General features: G+C 66.5%; 15 protein-coding genes, 1 other RNA gene and 1 pseudogene. 5 read left to right on the forward strand and 12 right to left on the reverse strand.

The genetic code is table 11. The annotated features are described in order from the left end of the window. Positions 1-328: 328 nt before the first annotated feature. From ACZZ0O_RS21710 to pilG, 5 genes and pseudogenes are all read right to left on the reverse strand, one after another. Positions 329-601: pseudogene (locus tag ACZZ0O_RS21710) on the reverse strand (Hpt domain-containing protein); the annotation flags it as partial. 113 nt (positions 602-714) lie between these two features. Then, a complete protein-coding gene (locus ACZZ0O_RS21715; RefSeq protein ID WP_055849207.1) occupies positions 715-2751 on the reverse strand; it encodes a methyl-accepting chemotaxis protein in 2037 nt (678 codons plus the stop codon). Positions 2752-2790: 39 nt separating this feature from the next. Further along, positions 2791-3321 carry a chemotaxis protein CheW gene (locus tag ACZZ0O_RS21720; RefSeq protein ID WP_046962985.1) on the reverse strand — a complete coding sequence of 177 codons (531 nt, stop codon included), beginning with the start codon at positions 3319-3321 and terminating at the stop codon, positions 2791-2793. Continuing rightward, on the reverse strand, positions 3321-3683 hold the full coding sequence (locus tag ACZZ0O_RS21725) for a response regulator (protein ID WP_006450735.1): 363 nt from the start codon (positions 3681-3683) through the stop codon (positions 3321-3323). The genes ACZZ0O_RS21720 and ACZZ0O_RS21725 overlap by 1 nt, the downstream gene beginning before the upstream one ends. 17 nt (positions 3684-3700) lie before the next feature. Then, positions 3701-4102, reverse strand: a complete 402-nt coding sequence (gene pilG, locus ACZZ0O_RS21730; protein ID WP_005913706.1) for a twitching motility response regulator PilG — start codon at positions 4100-4102, stop codon at positions 3701-3703. 237 nt (positions 4103-4339) lie between these two features. Between pilG and gshB the strand changes: the two genes are divergently transcribed. Together gshB and ACZZ0O_RS21740 are read left to right on the forward strand one after the other, a co-directional pair. Next, positions 4340-5290 carry a glutathione synthase gene (gene gshB, locus ACZZ0O_RS21735; protein ID WP_323537520.1) on the forward strand — a complete coding sequence of 317 codons (951 nt, stop codon included), beginning with the start codon at positions 4340-4342 and terminating at the stop codon, positions 5288-5290. Beyond that, complete coding sequence (locus ACZZ0O_RS21740) at positions 5287-6162, forward strand: energy transducer TonB family protein (RefSeq protein ID WP_323521389.1); 876 nt, start codon at positions 5287-5289, stop codon at positions 6160-6162. Before gshB ends, ACZZ0O_RS21740 begins: the two co-directional genes overlap by 4 nt. Positions 6163-6388: 226 nt before the next feature. Here the strand turns inward: ACZZ0O_RS21740 and ACZZ0O_RS21745 are convergent, their stop codons facing one another. The 5 genes from ACZZ0O_RS21745 to mrcB form a co-directional block, all read right to left on the reverse strand. Next, positions 6389-7297 carry an ADP-ribosylglycohydrolase family protein gene (locus tag ACZZ0O_RS21745; protein ID WP_463591821.1) on the reverse strand — a complete coding sequence of 303 codons (909 nt, stop codon included), beginning with the start codon at positions 7295-7297 and terminating at the stop codon, positions 6389-6391. After that, complete coding sequence (tsaB, locus tag ACZZ0O_RS21750; RefSeq protein ID WP_463591822.1) at positions 7294-8019, reverse strand: tRNA (adenosine(37)-N6)-threonylcarbamoyltransferase complex dimerization subunit type 1 TsaB; 726 nt, start codon at positions 8017-8019, stop codon at positions 7294-7296. The genes ACZZ0O_RS21745 and tsaB overlap by 4 nt, the downstream gene beginning before the upstream one ends. 32 nt (positions 8020-8051) lie before the next feature. Continuing rightward, complete coding sequence (locus ACZZ0O_RS21755; protein ID WP_463591823.1) at positions 8052-10061, reverse strand: ATP-dependent DNA helicase; 2010 nt, start codon at positions 10059-10061, stop codon at positions 8052-8054. Positions 10062-10667: 606 nt separating this feature from the next. Next, positions 10668-11192 carry a tetratricopeptide repeat protein gene (locus ACZZ0O_RS21760; RefSeq protein WP_323521391.1) on the reverse strand — a complete coding sequence of 175 codons (525 nt, stop codon included), beginning with the start codon at positions 11190-11192 and terminating at the stop codon, positions 10668-10670. A 13-nt stretch (positions 11193-11205) separates the two neighbouring features. Further along, positions 11206-13650, reverse strand: coding sequence for a penicillin-binding protein 1B (gene mrcB, locus ACZZ0O_RS21765; RefSeq protein ID WP_463591824.1), 2445 nt, complete (start codon positions 13648-13650; stop codon positions 11206-11208). Positions 13651-13887: 237 nt separating this feature from the next. On the opposite strand from mrcB, the gene ACZZ0O_RS21770 reads away from it, so the two are divergent. Both ACZZ0O_RS21770 and ACZZ0O_RS21775 read left to right on the forward strand, forming a co-directional pair. Further along, positions 13888-15990, forward strand: coding sequence for a glycosyltransferase (locus ACZZ0O_RS21770; protein ID WP_463591825.1), 2103 nt, complete (start codon positions 13888-13890; stop codon positions 15988-15990). 294 nt (positions 15991-16284) lie between these two features. After that, positions 16285-16361: non-coding RNA, sX9 sRNA (locus ACZZ0O_RS21775), on the forward strand. A 213-nt stretch (positions 16362-16574) separates the two neighbouring features. Here the strand turns inward: ACZZ0O_RS21775 and ACZZ0O_RS21780 are convergent. After that, a complete protein-coding gene (locus ACZZ0O_RS21780; RefSeq protein ID WP_161961670.1) occupies positions 16575-18089 on the reverse strand; it encodes a hypothetical protein in 1515 nt (504 codons plus the stop codon). A 347-nt stretch (positions 18090-18436) separates the two neighbouring features. Next, positions 18437-20608, reverse strand: a complete 2172-nt coding sequence (locus tag ACZZ0O_RS21785; protein WP_330218876.1) for a RelA/SpoT family protein — start codon at positions 20606-20608, stop codon at positions 18437-18439. A gap of 304 nt (positions 20609-20912) precedes the next feature. On the opposite strand from ACZZ0O_RS21785, the gene pqqA reads away from it, so the two are divergent. Next, positions 20913-20993: a pyrroloquinoline quinone precursor peptide PqqA gene (gene pqqA, locus ACZZ0O_RS21790; protein WP_002812057.1), complete on the forward strand. Its 81-nt coding sequence runs from the start codon at positions 20913-20915 to the stop codon at positions 20991-20993. Positions 20994-21039 lie beyond the last annotated feature (46 nt).

Below are 21039 nucleotides of genomic sequence, written 5' to 3' on the forward strand. Positions count from 1 at the left end.
CGGCGATGTCGCCGCCGGTGCGCAGGTGCAGGTCCAGCGCGTCTTTCACGCGCAGCAATTCTTCCTTGACCGCACTGCCGACGGTATCGAGCAGTTCGCGGTTGCGGCCAGACAGGCTGCCGCGCGCGTGATCCAGCTCGGCTTCGGTGGCAACACCGGCCTGCGGGTCGAATGCGAACAGCACGCTCTCGTTGAGACCCGGCTGGCCACGGGTGGCGCGGATTTCATTGAGCAGCGGCAGCAGCACAATCGGAATATCGCGGTGGCCGTTCTGCAGACGCTCCAGATAATCGGGCAACAGCACGGTGCCACGCATCAGCATGGCGCAGGCTTCGTCGCGGTCGGCCACTTCGCCGGCCTGCACGGCCTGGGCAAGCAGCTCGAGCTCCTCGGCCACCATCGCCGGCGCGTACAGCTCGACCATACGCAAGGTGCCCTGCACCTGGTGCAGGTAACCGGCGCAAAGCCGCATCCGACTGGTATCGGACGGTTCTTCGGCGAAGTATTCGATCTCGTTGCGCGCCTGGCGCAACGTTTCGTCCAGCTCCGGCTTGACCCAGCCCAGTGCGGCGTGGCTCATCGCATCGCGAAGCGCACTCATTGCAGCCCCCTGACAACGGCCGGCTCACCGCTTGCGCGGTCACCGGTCACTTCCTGCATCGACGTAATGCGACTACGCGCCATCTGCTGATCCTTTCCCATTCCGCGTCGTGGTCACGCCGGCAGCTTGAAGTCGGCGACCGAACGGCGCAGATCGGCAGCGAGCTGAGCCAGGTTGCCGATCGAGTCGGCAGTCTGTTCCGCACCCTGCGATGTCTGGCTGGTGATCTGACGGATCACGCCCATGGTCTGTGTGATATCGGTCGCCGCCGCCGACTGCTGGTGTGCGGCGATGGAGATGTTCTTGATGAGGTTGTTCAGTGCGTTGGACACGCGCTCGATTTCGGTCAGCGCGGTGCCGGCGTCTTCGGCCAGGCGTGCACCGGACACCACTTCGGAGGTGGTCTGCTCCATCGAGCTGACTGCCTCGTTGGTATCGGCCTGAATGGTCTGCACCAGGCCTTCGATCCGGCGCGTCGCACCGGAGGTGCGTTCGGCCAGGCGTTGCACTTCGTCGGCCACCACGGCGAAACCGCGACCAGCCTCGCCTGCCGAGGCCGCCTGCACCGCGGCGTTGAGCGCCAGGATGTTGGTCTGCTCGGAAATGTCGTTGATCAGTTCCACGATCGAGCCGATTTCCTGGGTCGATTCGCCCAGGCGCTTGATGCGCTTGGAGGTTTCCTGGATCTGGTCGCGAATCTGGTCCATGCCCTGAATCGTCTCGCGCACCACGCCTGCACCTTCGGCGGCGATGACCACCGAGCGCTGCGCCACTTCGGCCGACTCGGTGGAGTTGCGCGACACCTGTTCGATGCTGGCAGCGATTTCGCTGATGCGCTCGGACGCGGTGGTGATCTGGTTGGCCTGCTGGCCGGCGGCTTCGGCCAGCTGCATCGCAGTGGCCTGGGTTTCCTGGGTCGACACGGCCACCTTGGCCGAGGTGTCGTTGATGGTGGTCACCAGGTGACGCAGCTCGTCCACGGCGTAGTTGATGGCGTCTGCGATGGCGCCGGTCATGTCTTCGGTCACCGAGGCCTTGACGGTCAGATCGCCTTCACCGAGCGAGCTGATTTCGTCCAGCAACCGCATAATCGCCTGCTGGTTGCGGCTGTTGAATTCCACCTGGGCCTGGTAGCGCACGTCCTGCTCGCGGGTCCGTACGCGCACCGAGCTCCACACGAAACCGACGATGGCCAGCAACGCGATCAGGCCGGAGACCACACCCAGCCAGAAGTTCGGAAACAGGCGCGTGTCGCGCACCGAACCGAAGGCGGAGAACGCATCGAATAGCTTCTTGCTGTCGTCGAGCATCTTGCTCGAACCGGCGGTCAGCGCGGCGGCCGACGACTGCGCGGCGAACAGGTTGCGCGAGCTGGCGAGGATGGCGTCGATGTCCTTCTTCATCGTCGTCCACTGCGCCTGCGACTGCTCCAGCGCCGACAAAGCGGCCGGGTTGCGCACCGCGGCGATGCCCATTTCTTCGTTACCTGCGCGCAGGCCTTCCAGCATCTGCGTGAACACCACCGAGTCGCGTGCCAGCGCGTCGCCCGAGGCGGCGGCATTGGCGCCACCGGCGCGCATTTCGGTCACCCGGCGCGCCATGGTGCCGGCAACCACGACCTGCTGCAGCGTGTTGTAGATCTGCGATGCGGGTGCGCCGCTGACCGTCATCGCGCGCACCACTTCATTCAACTGCGCCTGCAGCTGCGGCACGTTGCCGGAAAAGCGTTCGGCGTTGCCGGCCAGACCGAGCACCGCCGGTTCGCTGGCGATGACCTGGTCGGCGTTCTTGCTGAGCGGCACCCAGGTCGCCTTGAGCTGCGCCATCGAACTGGCCACCGAGCCTTCCTGGCCGTAGCGGCCATCCAGTTCGCTCACCGTGCTGTCGATGCGGCCCTTGGTTTCCTTGAAGGCCGCAAACGCCTTGGCATCGCCGGACACCGCTTCGCGGCCCTGGTTGGCCAGCTGCTGCGAGAGCACCTGCAAGTCGGCCGCGCCGGTGCCGGCACCGGCAAGACGACTGCCTTGCCAGGTCGCGACGCCGGTATTGGCGCCAAACACGATCATCGACAACACCAGCAAGCCAAGCCAGAAGCTGGTGCTGACGCTGCCGAGCTTGTTGGTCTTGCGGGCGTCCGGGGCGGTACTCATGGTTCGACCTCGATCTGTATGACGTGGCGGGGTCGCGGCTTAGGCCGCGGCCTGCCGGAATTCAGGAGTGCGCGACAGCAACGCCAGGGAGAACACACCCCAGTCCTGCGTCTCGTTGCGGAAGGCACGGTCGATAAAGTGCGCGTAGCGGCCCTGGGCCAACTCGCCGGGCTCGACCGCCTGTGACTGTTCGAAGCTGCGTTGGCCGTACAGCTCATCGATGGTCAGCGCGACGTCGCCGCCGCTCTGACGCATGATCAGCACACGCTGGCCTTCCTGCAGCACCGTGCGACGGCCCTCCAGGAACTGCTTCAGATCGATCACCGGAAACAGATTGCCGCGCAGGTTGCCCACGCCCAGCAACCAAGGCTGCCCGCCGGGCACCGGCGTCACCGGCGGCATCGGCACGATTTCCGCCACTTCGCGGAAATCCGACACCAGTCGCCGGGTACCGACCCGGTAGCCGACACCACGCCAGATATCGACCGAGAACTGGCGTTCCGGCAGCGGCGTGGCATGCGCAAGACTACGACGCTCGTAGTCTTCAAGAATATCGAATGGAGAACGCATCAACGCACCAGTTGTTTGATGCGTGCGATCAGATCGTCTTCGCGCGGCGGCTTGACGATGTAGTCGCTGGCACCTTGTCGCAAACCCCATGCCTTGTCGGTTTCCATGCCCTTGGTGCTGACCAGCAGCACGGGGATGTCCTTAGTGGCCTGGTCGCGTGCAAGTGCACGCGTTGCCTGGAAGCCGCTCATGCCGGGCAGCACCACATCCATCAACACCAAATCGGGCGCCTGGCTGCGAATCAGCTCAAGTCCCGCTTCGGCGTTGTCGGTGGCGACAACCGTGTGGCCAGCTTTTTCCAGCCATTGACTGAAGACTGCCCGATCGGTGGGCGAGTCCTCGATCAATATAATTCGAGCCATGTTGCCTTTCCCCCTGGTCAGGCGTGGACGTACGTGCGGATCGCGCTCAGTAGTTCTTCACGGGTGAATGGCTTGGTCAGATATTGCTCGGAGCCGACGATGCGGCCGCGTGCCTTGTCGAACAGGCCATCCTTGGAAGACAACATGATCACCGGCGTCGACTTGAAGAGCTGGTTGCCCTTGATCAACGCACACGTCTGGTACCCATCCAGGCGCGGCATCATGATGTCGACGAAAATGATCTGAGGTTGCTGGTCCGCAATTTTGGCCAGTGCCTCGAAACCATCCGTCGCTGTCACTACTTCACAACCTTCCCGCTTCAGCAGCGTTTCGGCGGTGCGGCGAATGGTCTTCGAATCATCGATCACCATCACCTTCAGTCCTGCGAGTTCCCCACCCGCAGCAATGTTTTCACTCATGCAAATATCCCCGGACGCGCAACGCTTCATCCCTTCCGACGTCGCTACGAAACTGCATGTATATCCCAAGACCCGCATTGACTGTCAAGGGCGCATTGCCGGGCCCCCGCCAGGCGGACGTTCCGACCGCGTCTGGGTGCGTCCGGACCGGCAAGTCGCGCATTTGCGACCCGCCAGACACGCCATCGCCCACCGCTTGAAGTTACCATCGGCAGCTTGTTCGAAAGGTTTAGCCCCATGTTGCTCGACGTCGTTGTGGTGATGGATCCCATCGCCTCCATCAAGATCGCCAAAGACACCACCTTCGCCATGCTGCTGGAAGCCCAGCGCCGTGGTCATCGCCTGCATTATGTGCGCCCGGGCGGGCTCAGCCTGCGCGAGGGCCGCGCGGTGGCGCAGGTCGCGCCACTGAGCGTGCGTGACGACAAGGCCGGCTGGTTCACCCTGGGCGAGTTCGCCGAACTGGCATTCGGCCCCGGCCAGGTGGTGCTGATGCGCAAGGATCCGCCGGTGGATGCCGAGTTCGTCTACGACACCCAGGTGTTGAGCGTAGCGCAGCGCGCCGGCGCGCAGATCGTCAACGACCCGCAGGGCCTGCGCGACTACAACGAGAAGCTGGCGGCGCTGCTGTTTCCGCAGTGCTGCCCGCCGACCCTGGTCAGCCGCGATGCGGCGGCGCTGAAAGCCTTCGTGCTGGAGCATGGACAGGCGGTGCTCAAGCCGCTGGACGGCATGGGCGGGCGTTCGATCTTCCGCAGCGGCACCGGCGACCCCAACCTCAATGTAATCCTTGAGACGCTGACCGACGGCAACCGCAAGCTGACCCTGGCGCAGCGCTTCATCCCCGACATCACCGCCGGCGACAAGCGCATCCTGCTGGTGGATGGCGAGCCGGTGGACTACTGCCTGGCGCGGATTCCGCAGGGCGATGAATTCCGCGGCAACCTGGCCGCCGGCGGGCGTGGCGAAGGCCGGCCGTTGTCCGAGCGCGACCGCTGGATCGCCGCGCAGGTCGGCCCGGAAATGCGCCGGCGCGGCATGCGCTTTGTCGGCCTGGACGTGATCGGCGATTACCTGACCGAGGTCAACGTCACCAGCCCCACCTGCGTGCGCGAGTTGGACGCGCAGTTCGGCCTGAACATCGCCGGGCTGCTGTTCGACGCGATCGAGGCCGGCGCCGCGCAATGAGCACGGCCGCGGCGCAGCCTGCTGCGATGGATGAGCGCCAGCGCCTGAGTGCGATGCTGGTGATCTCGCTGTTGCTGCACGCCGCGCTGATCCTGGGCGTGGGTTTTACGATCAGCGAAGACGCGCCACTGGTACCGACGCTGGATGTGATCTTCAGCCAGACCAGCACGCCGTTGACGCCCAAGCAGGCCGACTTCCTGGCCCAGGCCAACCAGCAGGGCGGCGGCAACCACGACACCGCCCAGCGCCCGCGCGACAGCCAACCTGGCGTGGTGCCGCAGGACCGCACCGGGCTGGCCCCACAGGCGCAGCGCGCAACCAGCGTGCAGGCCCCGGAGCCGACCCAGACCCGCGTGGTGAGCAGCCGTCGCGGCGAGCAGACGGTGCCGACGCCGCAACCCAATCCGCAGACCGACCCGCTCACCCCGGCCGATGCGCAACGCGTGCAGCGCGATGCGGAAATGGCCCGGCTTGCGGCGGAAGTGCATCTGCGCTCGGAGCAATACGCCAAGCGCCCGAACCGCAAGTTCGTGTCAGCCAGCACCCGCGAATACGCTTACGCCAACTATCTGCGCGCCTGGGTGGATCGCGCCGAGCGCGTGGGTAATCTGAATTATCCGGACGACGCGCGTCGGCGCCGACTGGGCGGCAAGGTGGTCATCAGCGTGGGCGTACGCCGCGACGGCAGCGTGGAAAGCAGCCGCGTGCTGATCTCCAGCGGCGTGCCGGCGCTGGACGATGCCGCGCTGCGCGTGGTGCAGCTGGCCCAGCCCTTCCCGCCCCTGCCCAGGACCAAAGACGACGTGGACATTCTGGAAGTCACGCGCACCTGGTTGTTCCTGCCCGGCGGCGAGCTGCACGACGACCGCTGAAGGTGCGGTGGAACCCGACCGATCTACGCGGGCCATGCGAGGTGTTGCGGTTCGGGCACGATGCGGATTTTCAACCTTGGGCTGGTGCGGCGTCCCTTCAGGCGGGTGCGACCTGCAGGCCTGCGCGATCGCGTTGCCCGCGTTGATTGAGCGGAGCAATGACAAGGATCACAGCCGGCTGCGGCCGCCAGTGTGTTCAGCCAAGCGGCGCTGTAAGTCAGGCCACCTACGCCGCGGCATGCAACTGGTCGGCCAATGCCACAATCTCGGCAGCATCCTGGACCCGCTCGCGCCAAGCGGCCGGAATGCCGTCGACGCCGTAGAACGCGCCGGCCAGCTGGCCGCAGATCGCAGCGGTGGTGTCGGCATCGTCGCCCAGATTGGCTGCGCGCAGCACCGCATCGGCGAACGTCTCGGTGGTGGCGAAGCACCAGAGCGCGGCCGACAGCGAATCGACCACGTAGCCGGTGCCGCGGATCTGCGCTGCGGGCACGGACGCGTGGTCGCGCGCGGCCAATGCGCGCACTGCCGGCGTCACCAGGGTGTCGCACTGCGTCTGCAGCACCGCATGACGCTCGCCACCGAGCAGCGCGGCGCGCAGCTGCAACGCGAACAGCCGGCAGGCATCCAGCGCTTCGGCAGCGGCATGCGTGGTGCGCGAACTGTCGGCGGCACGCGCGCACAATTCATCGGGACGATGCGCGTAATACATCGGCACCGGCGCCAGCCGCATCAACGCGCCGTTACCGGCCGTGCGCGGGTCCTCGCTGCCGCTGAAGGCCGGTCCTCCATCCAGATACCGCTCCAGCGCCTGCCGCACAGTGCCGCCAATATCGAAACAGGTGCCGGTGCTGCTGAGGTAACCGTGCTGGTACCAGTTGCAGTAGCGATTCATCTGATCGGCGGCATCGAATCCATGCCGATACAGCAGGCTGTGCGCCAGGCATAGGGCCATCGAGGTGTCGTCGGTCCATTGCCCGGCACGCAGTGCGAACGGGCCACCGCCGCGCATGTCGTCGATCGGGGTAAAGCTGCCGGGTGCGCAAAATTCCAGCGTGGTGCCAAGCGCATCGCCGACCGCCAGACCGAGCAGACAGCCGCGAAACCGCGCGCGCTCGCTATCGCCGCGTGTCATGGCGCGGCTGACGCTGCGGCTGCCTTCGCTGCACGTGCGGCCTGTTGCTCGACCAGCGTCAGTGCGACGTTATCGCGCAGATAGGCCGGCTCCACGCGTTCCGGCGCCACGCCTTCGCCGCGCTGCAACGCCGGTACCGCCAGCGTGAGCAGGTCGGCGGCGTGCGGCAAGGCGCTGGCATCAACGCTGCTCAACTGCGTTGCGAAACGCCGCTGCAGCAGACCATCGGCGGCAGCGAAACCGGTGCCCACTCCGGCGAAGTGGTGCTGTGTTTCGGGCACGACCAGCGTATCGGGCGTGCAAACCACTTCCGGCGCCAGTTCCAAAAACCCATTGCCATGACGCGCGAAGACGCCGGCATACACCTCGCCCATGCGCGCATCGATGCAGGCCAGCACATGCGTGGCATCGGCAGGCGCACGCAGCGCCAGTACCTGCAGCGTGGAGATCGCCAGCACCGGTCGATCCAGACCCAATGCAATGCCCTGCGCGATGCCGATGCCCAGGCGCACGCCGGTAAACGCACCAGGCCCACGACTGACCACAATCGCATCGAGCTGGCGCCGCGTGATGCCGGCTTCGGCCAGCAACTGCTCGGCCCAAGGCAACGCCAGTTCTGCGTGGCGACGTGGCGCCAGTTCGAAACGCTCGATGACGCGCCCGCCCACGGACAGCGCGACGGAGCAGGCTTCGGTAGAGGTTTCGAATGCGAGAACGTTCATGGCAGGGCCGCAGCAGGAAGTAAGGAGAAAGATCAGCCGTCGCCGAACGGCAACGTCAGTCCGGTATTGTCGCCCAGCGGCGCGGCGACGCCAAAAAACGCCCGCACATCGGCAATTTCACGCGTGCGTGCAAACGGTGGCAGCGACTTCATGAAAGTGCGTCCGTAGCTCTTGTTCACCAACCGCGGGTCGCACAGCACCAGCACGCCGCGGTCGGTCTCGCTGCGAATCAGCCGCCCAACACCCTGCTTGAGCGCGATGACCGCCTGCGGCAACTGCTCGTCGCGAAACGGGTTGCCGCCCTCGCGGCGGATCGCATCCAGGCGCGCTTCGAACACCGGGTCGTCGGGCGCGGCAAACGGCAGTTTGTCGATCACCACCACGCTCAATGCATCGCCGACCACGTCCACGCCCTCGCGGAAACTGGCCGACCCCAGCAGCACGCCGTTGCCGGAATCGCGAAAGCGCTGCAGCAGCGTGGCGCGTGGCGCTTCGCCCTGTACGAACAACGGCCACGGCGCACCACGCAGTGCTTCGGCCGCTTCGCGCAGCGCGCGGTGTGAGGCGAACAACAAGAACGCGCGGCCGTTGGAGGCATCCAGCACCGGGGTCAACGCCGCGATCAAGGCGGTACCGAAACCACGCGCGGCCGGATCGGGCAGATTGGGTGGCAGGTAGCACAACGCCTGACGTTCCCAGTCGAAGGGACTCGGCTGCAGCAAGGTCACCGGGTCGCTCAAGCCCAATCGCAGCGCGATGTGGTCGAACTCGCCGCCCACCGCCAACGTGGCCGAGGTGAACACCCAGGCTGCCTGTGATTTTTCGCGGTGCTCGCGTAGCGGCCCGGACACGTCCAGCGGCGTGCGCTGGCAGCGGAATCCACGCGGGCTGAGCTCATACCAGAGCACATCGTTGTCGACGGCCTGTTCCGGCAGATCCTGGGCAAAATCCGCCACCGGCACGTCTTCGCCCAGCCAGCGCGACAAGCGGTTCAGCGCTTCCTGCGCACGTGCGGTGCAGCCATCGAATCCCGGTGAGGCCTCGCGCAACGGCAGCAGCGATTCGCCCAAGCGCGCCAATGCCGACAGCACCGCATCGAACCCTTCGCGCACCTGCGGTTTGGCCAGTGCACGCCATTGCGTACCGCGCGGCGGCAGGCCTTCCATGCCGGCGCGCAGGCCGCGCAAGGCCTCGTCCAGGGCGAGGATCGGCTCTTGCAGACTGGCCTGCGCACCCGCGACCAAACGCGCTTCGACCATGCAATCGCGCGCCAGCTCCTGCCACGGCCGCATGCCGAAACTTTCGCCAAAGAAATTGGCCGCCAGCTCCGGCAGCTGGTGCGCTTCGTCGATGACAAAGGCCTGCGCGCCCGGCAGGATCTCACCGAAGCCTTCCTGCTTGAGCGCCAGATCGGCCAACAGCAGATGATGATTGACCACGACCAGATCGGCGGCCTGCGCACGCTGGCGTGCCTGCACCACGAAGCACTCGCTGTAGAACGGGCACTCGGTGCCGAGGCAGTTGTCGACGGTGGAGGTCACCATCGGCAGCAGCGGCGAATCGTCCGGCAAGGCTTCCATCTCGGCCATGTCGCCGTACTGGGTGCGTCCGCTCCAGGCCACGATGCGCTGGAATTGCGACACCTGCTCTGGCGTGGCGAAGCGCGGCTCGCCACGCGCCTGCTGGGTGCGGTATTTGCACAGGTAATTGGCGCGGCCTTTCAACAGCGCACTGCGCAACCCGATGCCCAACGCGGCGCGCACGCGCGGCAGATCGCGGTGGAACAGCTGATCCTGCAGCGCACGCGTGCCGGTCGAGACGATGGTCTTGAGCCCGGACAGCAATGCCGGCACCAGATACGCATAGGTCTTGCCGGTGCCGGTGCCGGCCTCGGCCAGCAGCACGTCACGCTGTTCGAACGCCTCGGCGATGGCGCCGGTCAGGCGCAACTGCGCATCGCGCGGCGCAAACGCATCGAGCTGACGCGCAAGCGCCCCGCCCTCGCTGAGCGCCTCGATGCTGGCAGTGGCAAGTTGGGACATGAGACCGACGAATGCGGAAGAAGAAGCACGACAGCCTAGCGCGTGCGCGGTGATGCTGCCTGGATCGGGTCTGCAGCAGTCGGTAAACACTTCATCGCGGTAAGGCGACTGCGGCAGACGTGAGAGGGGGATGCGTCGATTTTACAGCTGCGTTGTGCCATGCGCGGCCGATGCCGCTTGCCAGCGAGGATCAGGCGCCTTCGATGCAGTTGGCGCGCGCTGATCGCTACGTCATCCGTGCGGTCCAACGCGCTGGTACGTTTCTGTCGCTACAGATGCCCTGCTCCATCCGGACACAGGTTGCGTCCCGATCGGCGATGCAACCTTCGTCACCCAGCGGCTTGGTTGGCATGCATCGGCGACTTGCAGACAACAAGGCAGATTGCCCATGCCACGCGCGTGGTCACACATCACCCAGAAGCGGCCAAAGGCACGCAACCACGAACGCATACCACTCGACCACGAGACCTGCTGCGGACGAGGCGGAGGGTGCTGTTATCGAGTGACCTATGAGAGGCCCGCTTACGAAACTACTCGCTCAACCGCGCATGACGCAACCAGCCGAACCGGCCGCGCTGCTGGCAGCGCAACCGGGCTTCCACGCGCTCAGTACCGCTTCACGCCCGGCACGGTGCAGCCGGCGATCTGCGACTTGGCCGAGGCGGCATTTTCCTTTTCGCCGCGCGCCAGCCGCGATTGTTCGATGGTGGCCCAATGGCGCCGGCACAGCGGGCCGGTCTTGGAGCCAAGCTCCACCGCCTGGTTGGCAAAGCGTTCGGCAGCCGGCCAATCGGCCTGCAGCACGGCCACTTCGGCACGCTCCTGCAGGATCGCCGGGTCGCCGGACACCAGCCCCAGCGCCTGATCCAGCGCCGCCGCAGCGCCGGGCAGATCGCCGGCCTGGCGCTTGGCCTTGGCGCTCTCGCGCAGGTCGTCCACCTGCGGGTCGCGCAGCGGCTGCACCGACAGCTCGGTGTCGTCGACGCCGGCTTCGCGCTCGATCAGCAACAGCCGTTGGGTGGGCGTGGTCGGGTCCACCGGGGTCGGCGGCGGCGCGGGCGGCGCACTGACGCAGGCAGTGACTGCGGCGAGCACGCCGACCAGGACAACAAGACGGTGCAATCGGATCATGGGGTCATTCCAATTAATGTGCAGGGGGCGCCGACGCAGGCGCCGGTGCGGGTTCTTCCGGCTTCTTTTCCAATCCGAAGAAACGCCGCCAGCCGCCACCGCTGGATTGCTCGGCGGGTGCGGATCCATCGTCCGGCACGTCTTCGATGGAGGGCGCATTACCGGCACACGGCGCATAGGCCGGCGTGAAGCCGACCACGAACGGGAACTGGCGTGCGCCCGGGCAGCCAGCATCGGTGACGCCGGTGCCGGCCGCATCTACCGACTGCCAGTCCAGGCCCTTGCCACTGACCTTCAACGGTGCGCTGGGCAGGCGCGCGAAGATGCTCGACCACACCCGCATCGCGCCGGTCGCGCCGTACAGGCCGGTCTCTTCGTTTTGATCGTTACCCATCCAGATCACCGCCAGATGGTCGCCGGTGTAGCCGGCATACCAACTGTCGCGGCCGTCGTTGGAGGTGCCGGTCTTGCCGGCCGGCGACAGGCGCCCGAGGCCATCGCCGAGCAGCTGCCGCGCAGTACCGCCACTGACCACCTGCTGCAGAGCGACGCTGATCAGGTTGGCCGCCACCGAATCGCCTTCCTGCGCCGGCGCCGGGGTCTTGTCATAGCGCTTGAGCAATTTGCCCTGCGGGTCGAGCACGCCACGCACCGCATGCAGTGGCTGGATCTCGCCACCGGCGGCCAGGAACTGGTACAGCTGCGCCATGCCGTACGGACTCTGATCGGTGGCGCCCAGGATCAGCGATGGGTTCGGGTCGGCCTTGATGCCGGCCAGCACCTGGATCAATTGCGCCACGCGGTCGGCGCCGACCTGCATGCCCACCCGCACCGTGGCCTGGTTATAGGAATGCGCCAGTGCATCGATCAGGCGCACCGTGCCGTGGCTGCGGTTGTCGGAATTGCCCGGCGACCAGGTCTTGCCGCGACTGAGCTGCACGGTCACTGGTGAATCGTCGACCCAACTGGACAACGCCCAGCGATCCGGCGAGGCCAGCGCCAGCAGATAGACGAACGGCTTGAGCAATGAGCCCACCTGCCGCTGCGCTTCGACTGCGCGATTGAAGCCCGGCTTGGCCACATCGCGGCTGCCGACTACTGCCAGCACATCGCCGTTGTGCACGTCGGTCATCACCAGGCCCGCCTGCAGCGGCGGGCGCTTTTTGTTGTCCAACCGCTTGATGGTGCCGGTCACCGCGCCTTCGGCATAGGCCTGCGCGGACGGCGACATGCCGGTGAGCACGCTCATGCCGGCGCCTTGCAGCACGCCTTCGGGGTAATCGTGGGCCAGCTGCCGGCGCACCAGATCCACATAGGCCGGGAAACGGTTGGCCGCGACCAGACCCGGCTCGGTGGGCACGCCCAGCGGCGCAGCCAGCGCGCGCTTGTATTCGGCGTCGTCGATCAGCTGGTTGTCGTGCAGCTTGCCCAGCACAAAGTTGCGTCGATCCAGCGCGCGCTCCGGATTGCGCCGCGGGTCGTAATACGACGGCCCCTTGACCAACCCGATCAGCAGTGCGATCTGCTCGGTGGTCATCGAAGTGAGCTCGCGGCCGAACCACAGCTCCGCACCCGATGACACGCCGTGGATGGCCTGCCCGCCGCGCTGACCCAGATAGACCTGGTTGAGGTAGGCCTCCAGGATGGTGCGCTTGTCGTAGCGCGCCTCCATGATCACCGCGTACAGAATTTCGTTGAATTTGCGCGTGACCGTCTGTTCCTTGCCAATGCCGAGCAGCCCGCTGCGCGCCAGCTGCTGGGTCAAGGTGCTGGCGCCCTGACGGACCTGGCCGCCGGAACGCACCATGATCCACGCCGCACGCACCATGCCGCTCAGATCGATGCCGTGGTGGCTGTTGAAATCGCGGTCTTCTACCGCCTGCAAGCCGGTGACCAGCAGTTCCGGCACTTCTTCCATGCGCACCAGTCGGCGCTCTTCCTGCTTCTGGCCATACAGCGTGGCGATACGCGCCGGATCCAGGCGCGCGCTCTTGAGCGTCTTGCGGTCGGCAGCATCGCGCAGGCTCGCCACGCGGCCGCCGGTCAGGCTGACCTCTATACGTCGGGCAGGCACGCGTCCGTCCACATCGTTATAGCCGCGGCTGGCGATGGTGAAGCGGCTGCCATCCTGCTGATAGGTGCCGGCCAGCTTGGCCTGACCGTCGTCGCGGTAGGACGCCGCATCGAGCTCGGTCTTCAGCGTGGCCGCATCCAACGCTTTGCCGGGCACCAGCACCAACGGGCGCCCGTACACACGGGTCGGGATCTGCCAACGCAGCTCGCCGAAGCGTTGCGTGACCTGCTTGTTCAGATACACCGTGTAAGGAATCAGGAAACCGAGCGCCAGCGCGATCGCGGCAAATCCCCAGACAATCAGTCTGCGTTGCCAGCGGGAGCCTTGCGCGTTGGAGTCGTCCTGAAAGTCGTCGGAATCGTCGTGGTCGTAGCGTCGGGGCACAGGGATGCGAGAATGTAGAGTCGGGCGAGTCTAGCGCAGCGCTGTCATGGTTGCGGCCCGCTGGGCCCGCCGACTTAAGCGCGGCTAACAAACCCCCGTGCTCACCGCGCCGCCGCTGCAGCCTGTGCTCGGCGCGGCCTGTGCTCCTCGGTACACTGGCGGCGGTTGTCTGCCGGCTGCGCCATCGCACTCCCTGCTGACTCCATTCACCCGTCTCTCCGCTGGAGTTTCAACGCAATGTCGATGTCCCTGGCCGATGCGCGCTATCTGTTCAATCGCGTGCTCGGCCTGATCCACCGCAGCGTGGCCAGCATGCGCACACGCGGGTGGCGGGCCACCTGGCAGCGCATTCGCGTACACACGCAGGCACCGCCGGTTGCGCTCGGCACACCGCTATGGCTGCCCGATGCCGCGCCATTTGCTGCATTCGCAGTACCGCACAGCGCCGTGCCGCGCGTGACGGTGGTGATCCCGGTCTACAACCACATCGCCCATACGCTGGCCTGTCTGCGTGCGCTGGCTGCGCATCCACCAACGCTGGAGGTGGAGATCATCGTGGTGGACGACGGCAGCAGCGATGCCACCAGAGTGCAGCTGCCGCAGATTGCCGGCCTGCACTACCACCTGCGCGCCAGCAACGGCGGCTTCGTTGCTGCCTGCAACGATGGGATTGCGCTGGCGCGTGGCGAATACGTGGTGTTGCTCAACAACGACACCATTCCGCAACCCGGCTGGCTGGATCGACTGATCGGCACCTTCACCGCGCATCCGAACGCCGGCCTGGTCGGCGCGCAATTGGTGTATCCGGACGGGCGCCTGCAGGAATCCGGCGGTGTGGTCTTCGGCGACGGCAGCGCCTGGAGCTACGGCCGCTTCGAGTCGGCCGACGACCCGCGCTATGCCTATGTGCGCGCGATGGACTACTGCTCGGGTGCGGCCATCGCGCTGCCACGGGCGCTGTTGCAGACGCTAGGCAGGCTAGAGGGGTGCGATACGTCATCGGATTGGGATGCTGCCGACCTGGCCTTTGCAGTACGCGCCGCAGGGCATCAGGTCCTGGTGCAGCCGGCCAGTGTGGTGGTGCATGACGAAGGCACCAGCAACGGCACCGACACGCGCACCGGAGTAAAGGCCTATCAGGTGCGCAATCAAGCCGTTTTCGCGGAAAAATGGCAGCAGGCGCTGGCGACGCAGTTGCCGGTCGGCACGGTGCCCGGGCCGGCGCAACTGCATCGCGGGCAACGCCAGGTGCTGATCCTGGACGAAGGCGTGCCACACCCGGATCGCGATTCCGGCTCGTTGCGGCAGTTCAATCTGATCCGGCTATTGCGCGAAGAAGGCGCCCATGTGGTGTTCGTGCCGACCCGGCGCGAACATGCCGGACGCCACACCCAGGCGCTGCAGCAACTGGGCGTAGAGGTCTGGTATGCGCCGTTCCTGGACGGCATCGGCAGCTGGTTGCGCGCGCACGGCTCGCGCTTTGCGGTGGTGCTGCTGGTGCGGCATCACGTTGCCCACGCCTGCCTGCCGTTGTTGAAACAGTACGCGCCGCAGGCACGCACCTTGTTCGACACCGTCGACCTGCATTACCTGCGCGAACGCCGCGGCGCCGAGCTTGCCGGCGATGCCAATCTGCTGCGCAGCGCCGAACGCACACGCGTACGCGAACTGGAAATCATGGCGGCCACCGACGTCACCCTGCTGGTGTCTGCCGCCGAACAGGCGCAATTGCGCGCGGACGCGCCGCAGATCCTCACTGCCCTGCTCTCCAACCTGCACGAGGTCGCCGGCAGCGGCCACAGCTTCGTGCAACGCCGCGACCTGGTGTTCGTGGGCGGCTTCCGCCACCCGCCCAATGTGGATGCGGTGCAGTGGTTTATCAGCGCGATCTTCCCGCAGGTGCGCGCGCAACTGCCCGACGTGGAATTTCATTGCATCGGTGCGGATCTGCCGGCGGCGCTGAAGCTGCTTGCAGACGAATGCCCCGGCGTGCGACTGCATGGCCATGTGCCGGATCTGGTGCCGTTCATGGACAGCGCCCGCATTGCGGTCGCCCCGCTGCGCTTCGGCGCCGGCGTCAAAGGCAAGATCAATCTGAGCATGGCGCATGGTCAGCCGGTGGTCGGCACCACTTGCGCGGTGGAAGGCATGCATCTGCGCGATGGCGAGGATGTCTGCGTGGCCGACGAAGCCGATGCCTTTGCCAGCGCCATCGTGCGGCTGTATCAGGATGCAGCGCTATGGCAGAAGCTGGCCGACAACGGGCTGCGCAACGTGGCCGAGCACTTCTCGCTGGACGCAGCGCGCGCGACGGTCCGCGAGCTGTTTATCGCGGACTGAGGTGGCGCCCCTGCTGACTCACGGGTGCGTTGCGGATCGGGCAGTTGTCGTCGTACCACGCAGATCATTGCGGGCTGCATCGATGTCTTGGCGCGCAGGACGCGGGACTTCGCAGAGTTCGCTCACCGCGACGACGAACGCACACATGGATTTCGACGCTTCGCTCGTCCCCTCATCCGCCCTTTGGGCACCTTCTCCCGATGGGAGAAGGGAGCAACAACCGGTACGGACTGCGAGCAACTAATAAAACTACTTTGCTGCGCCAGGCGAGCGCGTCCGGCACTCGGAATGCTCATGTATCACGCGCACGCTCCGGTTCTGAGCGCGCCGTCCACACCCACCTGTCAACCGCGCACTACGTCTTGCTAGCCGCTCTGAGGTCATCTTCTGCGCGACAGGGGCAGTGCTGCGGCTGCGGCCAGCCGCCAGGGTTATCTCTCCCTGAGCGTTCGCCTGATGCGCCCACGCTGGTCGGCCATTGCCTGCTGCGAAGATGACGTCGAAGCGCCCCTGTGATGTCTCCGGTCGATCACCATCCACTACCGGCATGCACAGGCCAAACGCCGACCAAAACAGCGCACGCCTCAGCGCTGCTCTGCCACCGCTCTGACCCGGCGCGTGAATTCGGCCAGCTCCGGCAAGCCGGGGTCTAGTTGATGGGCTTCGTCCTGGGCCCGGCGCGCGAACGCCGCATCCTCCTGGCCCAGGCGCTCGCTGCCGACCGCGACCCAGCGCTGGGCCAAGCGTCGACGCGCGCCGGGCAGCGCATCGCCATTCGGCGTCAGCGCCTGCCAGGCATCCAGGCAGCCGCGTGCGGCACGCAGACGGTTATTGCGCAGCTCGTCTTCGAAACAACGCTGGCTGGCCGGCACCACGCGTGCGGCGGCCTGCAGCACGCGTGGATCGCGCGGTGCCAGCGCCTGCGCCGCGCGCACCGCGTCGTAGGCGCTGGCGCCGGGCGGCGTCATCCATTGCTGCCGCGCTTCGGCATCGGCGACGCGTTGCAACAGCAGGCGCAAACGGCGCTCGCGCACGCCGCGCGACAGCCCGGTTTCCGGGCTGCGCTGGGCGTCACGGGCGCGGGCAATAGCCTGCTCGGCCTGGGCGATGGATGCGGCGCCCGGCACCAGCGACTGCGCCTGTTGCAGCGACTGCATCGCCGCGTCGAACTGAAAATCTGCGGCCTGCCGGCCTGCCTGCGCGGCGTATTCGCTGGCCACCCGTTCCAGCCCGCGCTGCGCGCCGACATCGGCCGGCTCGGCCGCCAGTACGGCGTTGAAATCGCGTGCAGCGGGGGCCAATCGACCGCGTCGCAGCAATGCCTCGGCACGTTGCCGGCGCTGGTCCAGCACACGGTGATAATGCCCTTCGGTCGACGGCACGTCGGCATGCCCGGCGTCGTAGCGTTTGGCAGCTGCCAGCAGGCGCGCCGCCTCGCCGAGTGCGTCGCGCGCCAGCGCGTGACGCGCCTGCGCCAAGAGATCGGTCAAGGCATCTTCGCGCCCTTCCAGCGCGTCGGTGCGGTCGGGCGCCAGGGTCAAAATGCGCTGATACAGCGGCAGCGCGCTGTCGGGCGTGCCATCCAGGCGACCTTGCTGCTGGGCGGCAACGGCCTGCGCCAGCAAGGCATCCAGCCCGGCGCGGCGCGCCTGCAGTTGACGCAGCCGCAGCGCAACCGGCGCCACCTGTGCCTGCGGCACCTCCAGTGCAGTTGCCAATGCCAGCGTGCGCTGCGCGGCGTCCGCATCACCGGCCGCGATGGCGGCGCGCGCCTGCACCACGGCAGCCACGCCGGTCCGGGCCAACCCGACCCGCGCCTCGCTGCGATCGTTATCCAATGCAAGTGCGGCGGTGAACAGTTCGCGCGCACCGCTGCCATCGGCGGCACTGAGCTTGCCGCGCGACAGCGCAACATCGCCACGTTGCAGAAGTTGCTGGATCCGGGTATCCGGCCACAGCACATCGCCCAGCGGCTTGCGCAGCGCGATGACGCTTAACAGCAGACAGGCGGCCAGCGCCAGCACCACGCGCCACAGTGCACGGCTGCGCAACGGCGCCCAAAGGCGCGGCGACCTGACCCAGCGCGGCAGCGGGAACATACGGTAGCGTCCATCCTTGGCGCGACCTGACGGGGGCGCGTTCACGTGCGTATGGTAGCTGGCCGTGTTGCGAAGACGGTGTAGCGGATTCGGAATTGGTCAAGGCAGGCGCTGCGGGTGCGGGCGCGCTGTCCGGACTGCTCTGGTGCATCGATGCATCGTCAAGGCAGTTGCACGACGCCTGGGGTGGCTGACACGAGGGTGCCGCAGCACAGCGACCGCGCAAGCGACTCCCGAAGCGCAGCACACCGAGAGTCAGCCGATGCTCTGCGCCATCCCAAGATGATGTGTGCCACCCCAACCACCAGCAGCATTCGCCAGAAACACGCAACGCCGCTTGACCGCGCTCAGCCCAGCCGCCGCACCTCATTCACGCCGGGCAAGGCATCCAGCTTGCCGAGCAGCGCGGACAGCTGGTCGTAGTCGCTCACCTTGAGCCGCAGTCGCAGCTGCGCCCTGCCGGTGTCGCGCACGTTGTCGCTGTTGATTTCCAGCACGTGGGCATCTTCCTGCGCGATCAGGTTGGTGATGTCCTTGAGCAGCCAGCGGCGGTCCACCGCGCGTACCTGCACATCCACTTCGTACCCGCTGCCGGCCTTGCCCCATTCCACCGGCAACACGCGTTGCGGGTGGGCAGCCGCCAGCCGTGCCAATGCCGCGCAGTCGGTGCGGTGCACGGTGATGCCGCGCCCGCGGGTGAGGTAGCCGGCAATCGGTTCGCCGGCCACCGGTTGGCAGCACCGCGCCAGTTGCACCAGCAGATTCCCCACGCCCTGCACGGTGAATTTGGATTTCCCCAAGCTCTCGCGGCGCGCAGTCGGTCGCGGTGGCGCCGGCACCGCAGGTTGCGAGGCCGCGCGCTCGGCTTCCAGAAGCGCACGGCTCACCTGGTTCGGCCCGGTATCGCCCAGCGCCACCTGGATATACAGATCGTCAACGTTTTCGGCGTGGAACTTGCGCGTCGCCACGCTCAGATCGGCATGCTGCAGACCCAGACGCTTGAGCTCGCGATCGAGCAACTCCTTGCCCGCCTGCACATTGCGCGCGCGGTCGAGCTTGTGAAACCAGGCACGCACCTTGTCGCGCGAACGCCCGCTGGCCAGAAAGCCGTTGGACGCCAGCAGCCAGTCGCGACGCGGGTCGGCTTCCTTGGCGGTCATGATCTCCACGCGGTCGCCGCTGCGCAGCCGATAGGTCAGCGGCACGATGCGGTCGTTGACCCGCGCGCCACGGCAGCGGTGCCCCACCATGGTGTGCACGTGGTACGCAAAATCCAGCGGGGTGGCGCCTTGCGGCAGATCGATGACCTCGCCCTTGGGCGTCAGCGCATACACGCGGTCTTCGATCAGCTCGGCATCCAGCGCACCGGCCAACTCGCCGTGGTCGCCTTCCTGCACCTGTTCCAGCAACTGGCGCATCCACAGGATCTTGCGATCGAACGCCTTTTCGGCGCCCTTGCCGCCTTCCTTGTACTTCCAGTGCGCAGCCACGCCGAGCTCGGCCTGGGCATGCATCTCGTGGGTGCGGATCTGGATCTCGATCGTGCGCCCTTCCGGCCCGACCACCGCGGTATGCAGCGAGCGGTAGTCGTTGGCCTTGGGCCGGGCGATGTAATCGTCGAACTCGCTGGGCACAGGTGCCCACAGCGAATGCACCGCGCCCAACGCCGCGTAGCAGGCCGCCACGTCGTCGACCATGACGCGCACCGCGCGCACGTCATACAACTGGTCGAACGACAGCCGCTTTTTCTGCATCTTCCGCCAGATGCTGTAGATGTGCTTCGGCCGCCCGCTCACCTCTGCGCGCAGGCCCTGCCCCGCCAATGCGCTCGACAAGGTGCGCTTGACCGCCTCGATATAACGCTCGCGCGCCACCCGGGTTTCGTCCACTTCGCGCGCGATGCGGCGATAGGTATCAGGTTCCAGGTGCCGGAAAGCCAGGTCTTCCAGCTCCCACTTCACCTGCCAGATGCCCAGCCGGTTGGCCAGCGGCGCATGGATGTCGCGGGTGAGCTGGGCCAGCGCGCGGCGCTGCTCCTCGCTGAGGCGGTCGCCCACGCGCATGCGCGTCAGCTGCCGCGCCAGCAGGATCGGCACCACGCGCAGGTCGTGGATGATGGACAACAGCAGGCGCCGCAAGCCCTCGCTGTTGCGCCCGGCCTCGCGTCCGGCATGCAGCGCCCAGACCTGATCGGCCGCATCCAGGCCATCCAGCAATCCTTCCACGGCCACGCGCCGCTCCGCCGGTTGCCAGGGCAAGCCAGCCACCGCACCGCGTAATGCCGGCAGATCGAACAGCAAGGCCGCAATCACCGTGGCCTCGTCGGCTGCGAGCGACGCCAGCACGTCTAACGTGTCGGCCAGCAGCGCCCACGGCACGCTGTCGGCCTGCGCGGGCGGCGCCTCCTGCCAGGCCTGCGCCAATGCATCGCGTAATGCCGGTGCGATCGACGCAACGGCCGGGCGCTGCAGCAAGGCATGCAGGCGTTCGAATGAGGAACTGGTCACAACGGTGGACACGGCGGCCGGCGATCACTGGGGTCTGACAGCTACGGTAACGTGCGCGTCACCTTCTCTACAACGCGCAATTTCGGCGCAAATGCCGGCCGGTAGCATGTTTGCGCTTATGGTCGGTTCACCCGCCAAGGTCTTGATTCGCAACCGCTCTGCGACGGATAGGCGTTCGCGCGGCGGACTAACTGCGACGCAATGCCGGCTTTTTACAAGCTCTTTACAATTGGAATAAACCGGCTGCCTATGCTCGGCTCACGTCGTCGCTGCATTGCGCCGCGACGGCGTTTTTCCACCCACTGCGAGGTAGCCGATGAAGACCTGGAAGAAGCCTGTCGTTCGTGAAGTCAACTGTGGCGCCGAAATCAACTGCTACGTCTCTGGCGAGTTTTGATCCGGCACGTCTCAATCGCACCAGCCGCCCTTCTTTTTGATGCATG

Source organism: Xanthomonas sp. AC360 (assembly GCF_979258225.1).

Excerpts from the sequence above, each read along its gene's own strand:
- ACZZ0O_RS21715 (WP_055849207.1), bottom strand. The coding sequence starts at position 2,751 with ATGAGTACCGCCCCGGACGCCCGCAAGACCAACAAGCTCGGCAGCGTC.
- ACZZ0O_RS21720 (WP_046962985.1), bottom strand. The coding sequence starts at position 3,321 with ATGCGTTCTCCATTCGATATTCTTGAAGACTACGAGCGTCGTAGTCTT.
- ACZZ0O_RS21725 (WP_006450735.1), bottom strand. The coding sequence starts at position 3,683 with ATGGCTCGAATTATATTGATCGAGGACTCGCCCACCGATCGGGCAGTC.
- pilG (WP_005913706.1), bottom strand. The coding sequence starts at position 4,102 with ATGAGTGAAAACATTGCTGCGGGTGGGGAACTCGCAGGACTGAAGGTG.
- gshB (WP_323537520.1), top strand. The coding sequence starts at position 4,340 with ATGTTGCTCGACGTCGTTGTGGTGATGGATCCCATCGCCTCCATCAAG.
- ACZZ0O_RS21740 (WP_323521389.1), top strand. The coding sequence starts at position 5,287 with ATGAGCACGGCCGCGGCGCAGCCTGCTGCGATGGATGAGCGCCAGCGC.
- ACZZ0O_RS21745 (WP_463591821.1), bottom strand. The coding sequence starts at position 7,297 with ATGACACGCGGCGATAGCGAGCGCGCGCGGTTTCGCGGCTGTCTGCTC.
- tsaB (WP_463591822.1), bottom strand. The coding sequence starts at position 8,019 with ATGAACGTTCTCGCATTCGAAACCTCTACCGAAGCCTGCTCCGTCGCG.
- ACZZ0O_RS21755 (WP_463591823.1), bottom strand. The coding sequence starts at position 10,061 with ATGTCCCAACTTGCCACTGCCAGCATCGAGGCGCTCAGCGAGGGCGGG.
- ACZZ0O_RS21760 (WP_323521391.1), bottom strand. The coding sequence starts at position 11,192 with ATGATCCGATTGCACCGTCTTGTTGTCCTGGTCGGCGTGCTCGCCGCA.
- ACZZ0O_RS21770 (WP_463591825.1), top strand. The coding sequence starts at position 13,888 with ATGTCGATGTCCCTGGCCGATGCGCGCTATCTGTTCAATCGCGTGCTC.
- ACZZ0O_RS21780 (WP_161961670.1), bottom strand. The coding sequence starts at position 18,089 with ATGTTCCCGCTGCCGCGCTGGGTCAGGTCGCCGCGCCTTTGGGCGCCG.
- pqqA (WP_002812057.1), top strand. The coding sequence starts at position 20,913 with ATGAAGACCTGGAAGAAGCCTGTCGTTCGTGAAGTCAACTGTGGCGCC.